This is a genomic window from Methanogenium marinum (assembly GCF_028912405.1).
GTDB lineage: Archaea > Halobacteriota > Methanomicrobia > Methanomicrobiales > Methanomicrobiaceae > Methanogenium > Methanogenium marinum.
In genome coordinates, this window is the sequence record NZ_JAKELO010000002.1 from 1848371 (window position 1) to 1862242 (window position 13872).

The window sequence follows — 13872 nt, forward strand, 5'->3', positions numbered from 1 at the left end:
AGTTGTGATATGTCCGTCCTCTACTATTGGTTCACATAAAATCATTAAGGGTAACTTTTGGTGTCTCTTTTCGTGTTGAGACTCTCTCAAAATTCTTGAGGACCTTATCGGTTATGGATTTCTTTCCACCGAGATAATTCATCAGGGAATTGTCATACTGCATGGCATATTTCTGCCGTTCAAATTCCATATTCAGTTCAAATGAATTCGCAAAGGTGGAATAGAACTTTGGCCGTCTGTTTAAATCGGGGACGGTGATTCCGTACCTGTCTAACAGGGTTGTTGTATCCGCATAGTCAGGGTATTTGACATACTCATAGGTGGTATAATCAAAGAATCTGCCTTTGTGCTGAATGGTGACTTCTTTTGGAGGTGGAGTATAGTCAGTATTACCTCCCATCCATTTCCGTTGCGTATCTCTGTTTACTCCGACAATATCAAAACCAAGGGGGGTTGCAAGCACATCTGACGCCGCAGATGCTGAATCGCTCTTGTGGGGTTTTACCTCACGCCTGATATTTGAACCGTATAAAATGACCTTATCATCAAGGCCCTGACGGGCAACCACACGGTGAAATCCTCGCAGTTGTGCAGTGACGGAAACTGATGATCTGCCTTCAAGATCAAACCAGAAATTCCGGAACCCTGAAGCAAGCATCTCTGTTACCAGTTCTTCAGAAGATTTTACACCATATCGTGTTGAAACAGGGATAAATATTGGTTTTGAATTGCGGAATTTAAGGGAATCATACGCACAGCCAACATAATTTAGATAATCCCCGGTCTTTATTGCGACTTCAGATTTACTGGTATCCTGATTATATTCTTTGACTTTCAGATTGGGAACAAACAAAATGTCACTTCTTCCGTGGTATATGTCAAGAAAATTGCTCAGGCTATCCTCATAATCAGGAATGAGGCATGGGTTAAATGAAAATGTCAGGGTGTTGAGAATCAATTTGTCGGAAAGAACGGGAATTCTCTTGTAAGAATCATAATTGTCTGAAAGAAATGGAGCATCCGGCCGGTCAATTTCCTTCTCGAACGTATTTTTTTTAACATTCTGGCTTTTCTCAATAACTGGATTTTTATCAAGCCATCTTCTTTCGAGCGATCTAATGTCCCGTAATGAACCCAAATCATTGAAATCAAGTGTTTTGAAGGGAGTTTTCAGAGTATTGTGATTGAACCTGACGTCTTTGATGGTAAACTGTGTCGTGTCATCCGCTTCAAAATTGCGAATCTCAATACTGCTCATATCTCCTCCCCTCAATGTCCCGAACAGCAGAATCCAGAATTTTTTGGCTGATTCTGAACTTGCTTTTCCCTATACAGTTGAGTATGTTAATAGTAAATTCAGATGTAAGATAATTATTTGCCTCCAGATGAGCCATAAATCCAATTGTTCCTGTTAAATGATCTAACAAAACCGGCAGGAACAGTTTCACTTTTTTCCTGGCGGTCTCATCATCCAGAATGAACATAAAATCACCTGTCTTTGTTGTCTTGTGCACATAAGAGAGGGCGATGACCTCAAATTCACCCTGGTCAATTACCAGTCTGAGTGGTTCAAAAGGAAGTCCTCCCGATGCAAAATCATCAATGGAAACAACGGAAATCGAATCTGAAAAATTGTAACTTCTGTTCTTTAAACCCGCTTCATACTGGACATGCTCAGGGATTTCAACGCAAAATTCCCTGACAACAAGAGAGAAAACACCAAAACGCTCCGGCTCGTCCATCAAGTCTTCAAGGTCATCAAAAAAGCAGATGAAAAAAGACGAATCAGGGATCAGTTTGGTTCTAATCCTCAATCAGCTCCCGGTAACGTTTCTCCGTGATGACTCCCTTTTTCAGGAGTCGTCCTGCGAGATATTCCTTATTTTTAAGGAGACTGTCAATTTTATCAGATTTTTCCGTGTAACCGTAGGTCTTGTACACCAGAAACATCAGTTCGTCGCTCGTGAGAGAATCATAGAGTGAACGAACAATATTCAAGCTGATGATTATCTTTTCCCGATTTTCCTGAGTGAATTCTTGTATTGATTCTTCTGCGAGATTTTTTCCCTCTGCGGTCAGATAGATGCCCTTCGTGTCACTCACAAAATAATCATCATGATTGTCAATACTGTCCGCTGCACTACTGGAATATGGCCCGTAATAATGGGGGATGAATTCAAAAAATTCAAAAAATTTGGGAAATGATTTTGAGAAGAGGAACAATTCTTTCTGGAAATTAATTTTATTTTTTATGGGTCTGTCTGCTCCGCTCAGAAGAATTGCAATGAATTTATTCCGTATTGCTTCCTCCTGTTCGAAGGAAAGATCTGAATCCGCCATAATTTACCAACTGTTTGTATGATGTACCTTAATATAATTGGCCGGGCGGACTGAAAGTTATGCCGACAAAACCTCATTCAACTCCGTCATAATCCCATTCAGCCCGTCACCAAACGCCTGATACGCAGAAAAGAGCCCGCCTTTCTGCATCAGCAGCTGGTTGTATTCAAAGTCATCCGGGCCGATGGAGACGCTTGCACCGATGTGGTCCTTTATGATGGTGAGCCACTTCATTGATTTTTTTCACGAAGCCCTTCAAATAGATCTTGGATTCCAATTTCTTCTTCAAGATATTGATCCTGAAGATTTTGATATTTGTATTCATCTTCATCAGGTTCACTTTCACAATTATCATAATACCCATCGATAACTGAACTTATTTCACCCAATATTGAATCAATATCGATTTTAAAGAATTCAGCAATTGTTTCTATCTCTTCTTTAATATTTTCTAAGTCATTTATGTCTGAACCATTATGGTCATAGCAGTCATATTTTAAGTTGTACTCATAATATCTTGGTTCACGGTCCTCTTGATTAATTTCAATCTCTATTCCTCCTTCAATAAATATATCCAAGTCTGAAATTAATTTATCCCAATCATTCCCTTGAATTTCAACGCCTGTTGCATTTGAAAATTCAACGATTTGGATATATTCAGATAAATATGTAAATTCTTTAGAAAGGAGACGTTTTTTAATTGCAGAAACAAAATCATTCCAGCTTGAAAAGAAAATATTCTTATTCTCTGTTAAAATTGAAAGTAATGGATTAATTCTCCTGAAATAGAATTTATCCACTTCAACTTCTTTCAATAATATTTCAAGCAGGCAGTTAGTATATTCAATATATTTTTCTTCATTTATTTGTCCACTCACAGATACTAGGTGGATTGTCAATTTGTCCAATTTTGCCGTATCCTTTTCGTCGATGTATTTATTTCCAATTCTTTTGTTCGCCTCAAAATATTGTTCAATAAAATTTGGATACCTCTCTATTTGATCAACTTTATTTTGATTTTTAAAAACATTCCATATTTTTTCCAATTCTCTGATACCATTAATTAAATTACATAAATGGCACAAGAGAAGATCACTTTCAACAATTTTTTTGTTCATAAAATCTTCGACAGAAGGATTTTTGTATCCTATTTTAATATCTCCTGTCAGTACAGATTTTGTTAAAGTGATTAATGAGCCGTCTAACTCTTTTAAAGAAAGATCAAATTCTCTCTTTAGCTTGACTACATCTGTTTCATTATGGTAATATTCATGATAGTATTCAAATACTGAATTTTTACTGGTATTGTTATCCAAAATCGTTAAAATGACTAAAATAGTCCGAGAGTAATCTGACAGAGAACTCGTGTATACCTTATTCCATATTTCTTCTGGGTTATCAAGGACAGATAAAAAAGTGTCTACAAAATCAGCACGATTTATTTCTGTTAAGTTTGTCATTGATTCAATTATTCTTGGATTAAAATTCCTGTGACTAATTATTTTCAGATAATTTTTATCTTCGATTATTTTGTTTATATTTTCGTCTTCAATTTCAGAATGCCAGAGATGATTGTATAATATTTGAGCTTTAATCTTCTTTTCGGCATCATTGAATGATATAATATGTTCAAAATGTCCAAATCTTTCAGCAACATCTGATTTTTGTTGCGCCTGATTCAAGACATAATCTCTTGTTGTAAGAATGAATATTGTATTGCCTTTAGAGCGTTTTACTGCCATTATAAATGATTCAATTGATTTTTCTTTATTATCACCAGGCCCTTCAGTGTAATAGGTAGAACCTAAAAAGTCATCATAGTAAAATATCTGTTTTTTATCTCGTTTAAGGAGACTATATGCATCTTTAAAATCTCCTGATATTTTTATTGGCTGATATCCATTTGCAGAGTACTTGATTACCAAACCCTTCATAAGGGTAGATTTACCTATGCCGGGTTGGCCGGAAATAATGCAGACATGTTCTTCCTTCAGAATTTCATCTACTTCATGGAATTCATCTGTTATAACCATTTTAGGCAAAAAGTCAATGAAATTTTCGATGTCAATATCTGTTTGATTGTAGATGGCTTTATTCAAAATAATTTCAAGGACGGTACTACTGGTAAACCACAATTTTGGGTGTTTTTTTACGATATCTTCATTTTCTCTGAGGAAATTGAGAATGTCTTCTCTTCCAAAAATATCTTGTTCATTTTGACAATATGACCCAAATATACCCTTTATTTCTGATTTGTCATTTGGATTCAATTCAGTTGATGCTGCGATAATATATCTATTTGGACTAATTATCTCAACTTTTTTCACTTCTTTTTTCAGATGACTTTTTAGAGTACTGGCCGAACTTTTAAAATAATGCTTGCATTGGATTATTGTTGTTCCGCTTTTGAAACATCCCCTGATATCTATTCCCTTATCACGACCTGACTTAAATGTCTCAAGAGTCGCATCCAACTTTTTTTGGAATATATCACAGATCAATAATTCAAATTCCTGTGGGGATAAGCATTCCAAATCATAATCGACCATTTATACCCCCAAAACTTCATTCAACTCTGCCATAATACCATTCAGACCATCCCCAAACGCCCGGTGTGCGGAAAACAGACCGCCCTTCTGCATCAGCCGCTGATTATACTCAAAGTCGTCCGGGCCGATGGAGACGCTTGCACCGATGTGGTCCTTCATGATGGTGAGCCATTCCATCTGTTCCCGGCTGAAGGTGATGCCGTCCTCCTCGCGTTCGGCTATCCACCGCTCAAACCGGTGGTCGACCGTCTCTCTGTATGGTTCCAGGTAATCGTCGCATCCGAGCGAAAACCGGACGAGGGAGATGATGTCCGTTAACATCCGGTGCGGAGATGCACCCCGGACGTGGTTTCGTTCCACCTGCTCATATGCCTGCCAGACCTTGTCCGGGGTAAACCCGTACGGGGGCTTTGCGAGAATATCCGAGAGCTCTCGTATCTGTTCATACGTCAGGTGCCGCTCCCGTTTTGGGCGGCTGTATATAATTTGAAGAGCCGTTATCGAGTCCTTGTTCTCCTCGATAAACTGCCTGAAGTTTGCAACCGTAAGAACGGCCCGCTCCTTTGCATCCGTTGAAAAACCAGCCTCAATCACCCTGTCCTCGCTCACCTTGTCCAACACCTGCTCTGACTGTGTCTTTAAATCAAGCAGCAGGGTTCTGAACTTCGGGCTGTCAAACGGTTCACATGCGGTTGAAACAAGAGACTCTTTTGCCTCTTTTATCTGGGATGCATCCGGTGTTTCTGTTGCAAACAGCTCCGTTGCATGTTCCCGTGCCTCATCGGGGTCAACGGATGTGTAGAGAGTTTTAATAATCTCAACAAACGGTGTCCCCGCCGTATCAGAAATTTCCTCACGTTCCCGGTCGCCAATCCGCCGGTCAAGCCTCGCAAGTCGTGTTGCAAGTGTTGTTATCGTAGCATTGTCATGATTTCCAACCGCAACCGATTCAAGGAGTTTTTTAAACGAAACGGAGGGCTTCTTGTCGATGACCACCTGCGGATTTTTCGATGATTCACAGACGCCCACCGCATCGACCACAATAAACCGGTCTTTCGCCGGTGCATCTGTTGTCACCTGGTGCAGGTCAGTGATATCAACCGTTCGTGTACCCCGGCCAAGCATCTGCTCGAAATAGACCTGCGATTTCACATCCCGCATAAAAATCAGGCATTCGAGCGGTTTGATATCAACGCCGGTTGACACCATATCAACGGTCACCGCAATTCTTGGATTATAGGAGGACCGGAACTCCCGGATCATATCCTCCGGTTTTCTGCCGGTCCGGTAGGTAATCTTCTTGCAGAAGTCATTCCCACGCCCAAACTCCTCCCTGATAATCTCGACAATATCTTCAGCGTGCGAATCGCTCTTTGCAAAAATAAGTGTCTTTGGAACCTCGCTTCTTCCGGGAAAGAGCGATGTAAAGAGATGCTCCTTAAACGTCCGGATGACTGTTCTGATCTGATCATATGAGACGACATTGCGGTCAAGTTGTCTCTGGGTGTATGTGAACTCTTCATCTAAAAGTTCCCATCTCCGGTCCCGTGAAAGCTTCTCTCTTTTCTCAACCCAGAAGTCAGCATCCACCGTGCTTCCACCTTTGGTTATCTCTGTTACAATCCGGAATACGTCAAATCCGACATTGACACCGTCTGCAACCGCTCTGTCAGAACCATACTCCATCACCAGATTCTTGTTAAAAAACCCAAGCGTCTGCTTGGAGGGCGTTGCAGTAAGGCCGATCAGATGTGCATCGAAATACTCCAGCACCTGACTCCAGAGATTGTAAATTGAACGGTGGCACTCATCGGTCACAATAAAATCAAAGGTTTCAATCGGAATATCGGGATTATAGACGACATCCTTTGGCTTTGCATTTGGCACCCCATCCTCAAACGATGAGAATTCATCTGATTCTGGATCATAATCCTCATCGCCTTTTAATATGGAATACAGCCTCTGAATCGTGCTGATGCAAACCTTTCCCACCGGATCTATTTTCTGACCCGAAAGGTGCTGCACATTATAGAGTTCGGTAAATTTTCGCCCGTCATCAGGTGTGACATACATCTGAAATTCCTTGTATGTCTGCACACCGAGACTGGTTCTGTCCACCAGAAACAGGACACGTTTTGCGTTGCAGTGCTTAATCAGACGGTAAATAAATGAGACCGCAGTGAATGTCTTTCCCGAGCCGGTCGCCATCTGTATCAGAGAGCGGGGATGATCCTCTGCAAACGAATGTTCAAGGTTGGTAACAGCTTCTATCTGGCATTCGCGAAGACCTGTTGTGACAAGAGGGGGATACTCCTGCATCCGTGCACGAAGTGTCTTCTCCTGCTTCATCCGTTCAGAAAATGTCTCCGGTCTGAGAAATGAAAATACTCTTCGGGAACGGGGCTCCGGGTCACGCAAATCCCTGAAATATGTCTCTTTTCCCGTGCTTTCGTATCCAAACGGAAGATATCCAAGTTCATTCGGAATGTTTGTGAGCTTCCCAGTGAGATATCCGTCTGACTGTTCACAGACGCCGCTCAGGGTCGTTCCCTCTTTTTTTGCCTCGATAACACCGACAGCCTTTCTGTCAACAAAGAGAAGGTAATCCGCATACCCTTCGGTGAGTGGGTATTCCCGGACTGCAACGCCTGCTCCTGCACCGAGGTTCAACTCATCCCTGTCCTGGATTACCCACCCCGCAGCAAGGAGCATCCCGTCAATGGTAATTCTTGCTTTTCCCTCTGGTGTCACAATTGCATTCGCTCTTAAATCTCATTTTATTTTGAAAGCCTTAACAATATTCCCACAAAATGACGATAAAATCAGAATGATTCTTCAGAATGGGAATCATGAAAGACACAATGCAGACCAAACCTGCAAAAATAAAATGAACAGATGTTTGAGAAATCCGGGGAAAAAAGAGATTATCTCCTCCCGAACTTCACCACAAAACCAAAATCCTTCCATCCGTCTCCGGGGAAATAGGAGAATTCTCTTCAATATCACCCGCAACAAGGTCTATCAGATTAATCTCGGTGGCAAATTTTCTCTCATCTGAAATAGCTTCAAGATTCGTATACCCGTCGCCACCGCCTGCAATGTAGTCATTTACTGCAACAGTGTAGGTCGTATCCATCCCTATTGGCACCACGTCGCCGGACTCTGTTACAACCGAAAGGTCCTCGATCCGTTCTCCCGCAGAGTTTACCGTGTTGGTATCATAGTCGATGCAGAACGTTTCCGCCTTTGTATTGATAGTAAACCGCACACCCGAAACCTGCAAAAATCCTCCCGAAGGCGCCCGATTTTCCCCTGGGCATCCATCGCCCGTTACAACCAGTGCTGACGCAGACCGTTCAAGCGTCTCTTTGATTTCACTGCCGGTCATCTGAACCGTTACAATCAGATTCTCGTAGGGGAACATCTCGTTTAACGTCAGATATGATATCTCTCCTGCAGGAATGATGCAGTCACCACGTATTGTCCCTGAATTGATAAGAGCAATATCAACACCGGGCACGTTCTCACGGACCGTATCCATGGTGAAATCTCCCGCATTTGTCTCCCCTGTTCGCAGTGTCTTCTTTTGGACGTCAAGAGGGACGGTCGTAGAGCCGATTCCTTCTGACAGGCTTTCGGTATATTTCTCGTAATAGGGGGTGACAAATGATGTTATCTCTTCATCATCCGGCATATCCTCAGTGATTTCATATCGTTCAATGGCCGTCCCGATAACAACGCCGTTAAACATGGTGATATCAACAGTATCAGTCTCTTCGCCGTATTTTCCTGCATGAACAATGAGCGTATCCGTACCGTCACCGGCGGTTACCGTTTCATTCCAGACGAGATGGTCGTGGCCACCTATGATAAGGTCAATGCCCGGAACAGACTGTGCAAGGGAAATATCCTCATCTCTGTCCTGATGGGTGAGTGCGATGATAATATCCGCACCCTCTTCTTTCAGGGATGTTACTGCCGAATTACCGATTTCAGCCGTGTTGTCGTATAATATGACATCTTCACCAAGGGGCACAATCTTTTCAAGCTGGGGAGTGATAATCCCGAATATTCCTACCTTTGCCCCACCGGCGTCAAGGATTATGTAGTCTTTTACCGTGTCATTCAATCCGGTGTCTGCGAAATCAAGGTTTGCGCAGATAACGGGATAGGATGCGTTTGTCGCCCACTCCTCAAACAGTCCCGTTGAAAAATCAAATGCATGGTTTCCGGGCACGGCTACGTCAAATCCTGCCATCGAATATGCGGTAACCTCCGGGATTCCGGCATACGTGTGATAGAAACTCCCTTCACCGAGATCGCCTGCAAACAGATACAGGGTGGTATCCTTTTCCTCACCAAGCGTTTCTGCGAGTGCACCGATTCTTCCTATGCGTGTTCCGGTATCGGTGTCACTCATGCCAAACAGGTGACTGTGAATATCAGGTGTCGTTAAAATTCTGATCGTCCCTGAATAGGGTGAATCGTTTTGTTCTCCTAAATCCGTGCTGTTACCTGTGTGCATTCCTCCCAAAATGCCACTTCCAATACCTGTAGAAAGAATGGCTAAGAGGAGTATCGCAATCACCACACATGAAAGGATTATTGCCTGAATATACCATATTACGGATGATCTCTGCATTTTTATCTCACCTAAATAGTACGTTGCCTGATTGTCAATCTGAAATCTACCGGTGACCTCTTCACCTGACGCCGGATGGGACGGTGATCCGGATAACAATAATTCTGCACGTATTTCAAAGATGTTTGGGGTGAAGAGTTAAAATAATCAGTTAAATGTATAGAGCTTTTTTTTATGGTGTGGCAGTACCTGTTTTTTCAGGCAGGTGAATTTGTCCCTGAAGATATTTTATCCGATATCCGCAAAGGGGGAGCCCAATTCTGTTTTTTGTTCCAATTCTGGATTTATTCAAAAGTATGTTACTTGTTTGAGGCTTTATCTACCATCCCTTTCTCAAATGGCCTTATATGTGGCTTTTGTTCCTTGTTGCCGGGCGATAGGTATTATATACGAAAATGGTATCTTAGACCATGAAACCACTCATAAATACCGGGTTGCCGGGCCCGAAGGCACAGGCCATTCTCCGCCGGGATGCAGGTGTTGTCTCGCAGTCGATGGTGCGGGATTATCCGCTGGTCGTTGACCGGGCACAAGGCATGAACCTCTGGGATGTGGACGGAAACCGCTACCTCGACTTTACCGCAGGCATTGCCGTGATGAATCTCGGATGGAACCACCCGGATATTGTGCAGGCAGTCACCAGTCAGGTGCAGAAACTCTCCCATGGTGCGTTTCTGGACTTTTGTTCTGAGGTGCCTGTTCAGTTCGCAGAAAAACTTGTCTCCATGCTGCCGGGTGACCTGAACCGTGTCTATTTCTCAAATTCCGGGCGGAAACAGTGGAGGCTGCCCTGAAACTGGCCCGCCACCACACCAAACGGAAGTATTTCATTGCGTTTTATGGCGGATTTCATGGGAGAACCTATGGTGCAATGAGTCTGACTGCATCGCGGGTTATCCAGCGCCAGTATTTCGGGCCGTTTCTGCCGGTCGTTCATGTCTCCTATCCAAACCCATACCGCCCGTTCGGGTTTAAAACAGAGACCTGTGACGTGGATGTCATACGGTACATTGAAGAAGAAATCTTTCCGATGGAGGTATCACCCGACGAAGTGGCGGCGATTGTCGTTGAACCTATCCAGGGTGAAGGGGGATACATTGTTCCGCCACGGCCGTTTTTAAAACGCCTGCGTGAGATCTGTGACGAACACGGCATTCTCCTCATCGTTGATGAAGTACAGTCCGGGTGTTTCCGTACGGGAACCTTCCTTGCATCTGAACAGTTCGGTGTTGTCCCTGACATTGTTTGCCTCTCAAAAGCCCTCGGGGGAGGGTTCCCGTTGGGGGTGACGGTAGCCTCCGATGAGGTAATGTCCTGGCCGCCCGGTTCGCATGCAAGCACTTTTGGCGGGAATAATGTAGCCTGTGCAGCAGGTCTTGCGGCTCTTACGGTTATGGATAAACCCGGTTTTGGGGATCATGTGACAGAGATGGGTGAATATATGACCGCAAAATTGCTTTCCCTCCAAAAACGGCATGATCTCATAGGCGATGTGCGGGGAATGGGTCTGATGATTGGTGCAGAACTGGTCAGAAACCGCACCACTAAGGAACTTGCGAAACAGGAACGCAGCCGGATATTAAATGAGGCGTTCAGACGTGGGCTCACCATGCTTCCTGCGGGTGAATCGGTGATACGGTTCTGCCCCCCACTTGTCATTGAAAAACAGCATATTGACACAGGTATGGAAATTCTGGACAAATCATTTGAGATGCTGCAGCCCATGCCTGCTGTATGATACGGGGGGAATCCACCGGTTTTGCCGGATTATTTGCAGAAAATGGTGTGGATTCTGCCTGGCCCGGCAGCTGAAGGCGAGGGGGAAAATGCCGGCATAAGCCGGCCGAATCCATTTGTTATTTTTGTCCTATGTTTACGAAATTATACCGTTCATCCATGTATTTCCTTATTATCTTCAGATGGATGCCTTTCTAAAGAGCAGAGCACCCACGACAATCATCACTACTGTACTGGCACCGAGAGCTGCAAGGCATACCAGGGGGTGAATGGCTGATGTGCCCAGAAGGCCGTAACGGATACCTTCCACACCATAGGTGAGCGGGTCGATGAGTGTCAGGGGTATCACCCATTCCGGCAGACTCTCGATGGGGAACAGAGCTCCGGAAAGCCCGAATATCGGGAATACCACAAAGTTCATGATGAGCTGGAAACCGTGCATATCCTCCATCTTTGAGGCTATGGCAATGCCGAATGCTGCAAAGCAGATCCCTATAAGAGTCATGAAGAGAAAAGCAATCACAAATCCTGTGATAGTGGTCAGTTTAAGACCGATAAAGAGTGACAGAATGAGAATGAAGGCTCCCTGAATGACTGCTGTCGTTGCGCCTCCGAGTGTCTGTCCGAGCATGATCTCAAGGCGTGAAACCGGTGCCACGAGTGTCTCCTTCAGAAATCCGAACTGTTTGTCCCAGATAATCTGTATGCCTGAAAAGACCGAAGTGAAGAGTACACTCATCGCGATGATACCGGGGACCAGAAACTGAAGATAGTCCTCTCCTCCGCCACCCGGAATCTGCACGACAGAATTCAGCCCAAATCCCAAAGCCAGAAGGAAGAAGACGGGCATGCCGAGACTGCCAACAATTCTGCTCTTTGACCGGACATAGCGCTTCACGCTGCGCAGCCAGAGGGTATATACAATATCCATCTAATGCCTCCTTCCCATCATCCGCATCCTTATACGGTCTGTTGCGCCCGCTTCATCTTCCCGGATGGTCTTTCCGGTGTAGTGCAAAAAGACATCCTCAAGCGTTGGTTTATGGATGGAAACTGAGGCAATCGCATATCCACGCTCCCCGAACAACCGGATGAGTTCGGTGATATGCTCTTCTGCGGACTGGAGACGGATGGTTACCTGCCCGTCATGCTGTTCTGCACCGAATATCCACGGAGCAGATATTTCTGCTGCAATTCTCTCAGAATCCGGAGAAGATACGGTTACGACATCACCGCCAACACGGTCTTTCAGTTCATCAGGGGTGTCCATTGCAATAATTTTCCCCTGGTCAATGATGGCGATGCGGCCACAGAGGCGGTCAGCTTCGTCCATGTAGTGGGTCGTGAGAATGATGGTGATACCCTTCGTCTGGTTCAGGGTCAGGATGTACTCCCAGAGATGGTTGCGTGTCTGGGGGTCAAGGCCGAGGGTCGGTTCGTCTAAGAAAAGAACGGACGGTTCATGCAGGAGTCCCCGGGCGATCTCAAGGCGCCGCCGCATCCCGCCGGAGAATGTTTTCACCAGACTCTCTTTCCTGTCTTCCAGTTCAACAAGGTGTAGGAGGTCTGTAATTCGCTCTTCTCTAATCTCTTTTGGGATGCGATAGAGCCTGCCGTGAAAATCCATGTTCTCCCATGCGGTAAGTTCTTCGTCCAGACTCTGGTCCTGGAAGACAATACCGATGGATTTTCGCACGCCGTCCTGATCTTTCTGAATGTCTATTCCATTGACACGTGCTTTGCCTGATGTCGGTTCAAGGAGTGTTGAGAGCATGGAAATTGTCGTGGTCTTGCCGGCACCATTCGGGCCCAGAAGACCAAATATTTCTCCTTTTTTAATATCAAAGGATATTGCATCGACAGCAGTAAAGTTCCCAAACCGTTTGGTAAGGTTTTCCACATGAATTGCGGTCATATCTTTCCCTCCCCTTCATCTCCTTTGTTCTTGTCCTGAAGTCTCCGAAGGGAACAGATGCAGGTGTCAAGAATTTCTGCTGCCGCCTCCGTTTTTTCTTCCGGCAGGTCACGCACACATTCCCGGATCTCCCACATGCTCTCTGCAAGGGTTGCGAATTCTTCCCCGAATATATCTGAATGGATGTTTCTCAGAAGCTGGAAGTGTTCACGTGACTGGTGTCTGTGTGCCTTAATCTCTGCAAGGGTTTTTTCCCCTTTTTCTGTCAGGGCATAGATGGTCTTTGAACGTGCACCCGTCTCCTGTGGAGCGATTAGTCCTTCATCTGCGAGATGACGGAGCATTGGGTAGAGTGTCCCTTTGCTGGGCACCCATTCCCCTTTGGTTAAATAGTCTATCTCCCTGAGGAGGTCATACCCGGTTTTGGGTTTACGGTGAAGGGAGTGCAGGACATACAGGGTTATCAGAGACCGTGTATGGCCGTTATGGGTGGTAAATTTCAGAATGCCTTTCATGGTGGAATCACGTCTGTCCTGGAATGGTTCATCACAATACTGTATTGTATTGAACGGTTCGATATCGTACTATGTGTGGCTGTATCTTTAAAGCTATGGATAGGTATAGACGTGTACAGAGAAAAAAATGAAAAAAGGTCAGGAAATGTGCGTTTTCAGGAAGTGCCTGAAAAA

10 protein-coding genes and 1 pseudogene are annotated in these 13872 nt (G+C 44.4%); 1 reads left to right on the forward strand and 10 read right to left on the reverse strand.

Going from position 1 to position 13872, the window contains the following annotated elements:
• Nucleotides 1-31: 31 nt before the first annotated feature.
• The 7 genes from L0665_RS09280 to L0665_RS09310 all read right to left on the reverse strand — a co-directional run bounded on the left by L0665_RS09280 (nt 32) and on the right by L0665_RS09310 (nt 9531).
• Entirely contained in the window at nt 32-1258 is a 1227-nt protein-coding gene (locus tag L0665_RS09280) for a hypothetical protein (protein ID WP_274925403.1), read from the reverse strand.
• Nucleotides 1245-1814: a PIN domain-containing protein gene (locus L0665_RS09285; RefSeq protein ID WP_274925404.1), complete on the reverse strand. Its 570-nt coding sequence runs from the start codon at nt 1812-1814 to the stop codon at nt 1245-1247. Before L0665_RS09285 ends, L0665_RS09280 begins: the two co-directional genes overlap by 14 nt.
• Complete coding sequence (locus tag L0665_RS09290) at nt 1804-2340, reverse strand: hypothetical protein (RefSeq protein WP_274925405.1); 537 nt, start codon at nt 2338-2340, stop codon at nt 1804-1806. Before L0665_RS09290 ends, L0665_RS09285 begins: the two co-directional genes overlap by 11 nt.
• 57 nt (nt 2341-2397) lie before the next feature.
• Nucleotides 2398-2574: a type I restriction-modification enzyme R subunit C-terminal domain-containing protein gene (locus L0665_RS09295; RefSeq protein WP_274925406.1), complete on the reverse strand. Its 177-nt coding sequence runs from the start codon at nt 2572-2574 to the stop codon at nt 2398-2400.
• On the reverse strand, nt 2571-4889 hold the full coding sequence (locus tag L0665_RS09300) for an nSTAND3 domain-containing NTPase (protein ID WP_274925407.1): 2319 nt from the start codon (nt 4887-4889) through the stop codon (nt 2571-2573). Before L0665_RS09300 ends, L0665_RS09295 begins: the two co-directional genes overlap by 4 nt.
• Nucleotides 4890-7640, reverse strand: a complete 2751-nt coding sequence (locus L0665_RS09305; RefSeq protein WP_274925408.1) for a type I restriction endonuclease subunit R — start codon at nt 7638-7640, stop codon at nt 4890-4892.
• 190 nt (nt 7641-7830) lie between these two features.
• Nucleotides 7831-9531 carry a bifunctional metallophosphatase/5'-nucleotidase gene (locus L0665_RS09310; protein WP_274925409.1) on the reverse strand — a complete coding sequence of 567 codons (1701 nt, stop codon included), beginning with the start codon at nt 9529-9531 and terminating at the stop codon, nt 7831-7833.
• Nucleotides 9532-10067: 536 nt separating this feature from the next.
• Between L0665_RS09310 and L0665_RS09315 the strand changes: the two are divergent.
• Nucleotides 10068-11269: pseudogene (locus tag L0665_RS09315) on the forward strand (aspartate aminotransferase family protein).
• Nucleotides 11270-11446: 177 nt separating this feature from the next.
• On the opposite strand, the gene L0665_RS09320 reads toward L0665_RS09315, so the two are convergent.
• The 3 genes from L0665_RS09320 to L0665_RS09330 are packed head-to-tail and all read right to left on the reverse strand — an operon-like array spanning nt 11447 to nt 13698.
• A complete protein-coding gene (locus tag L0665_RS09320) occupies nt 11447-12199 on the reverse strand; it encodes an ABC transporter permease (protein WP_274925410.1) in 753 nt (250 codons plus the stop codon).
• Nucleotides 12200-13183 (reverse strand): ATP-binding cassette domain-containing protein, encoded by a 984-nt coding sequence (locus tag L0665_RS09325; protein WP_274925411.1) that lies wholly within the window; start codon nt 13181-13183, stop codon nt 12200-12202.
• Nucleotides 13180-13698: a PadR family transcriptional regulator gene (locus tag L0665_RS09330; protein WP_274925412.1), complete on the reverse strand. Its 519-nt coding sequence runs from the start codon at nt 13696-13698 to the stop codon at nt 13180-13182. Before L0665_RS09330 ends, L0665_RS09325 begins: the two co-directional genes overlap by 4 nt.
• Between the last annotated feature and the right edge of the window lie 174 nt (nt 13699-13872).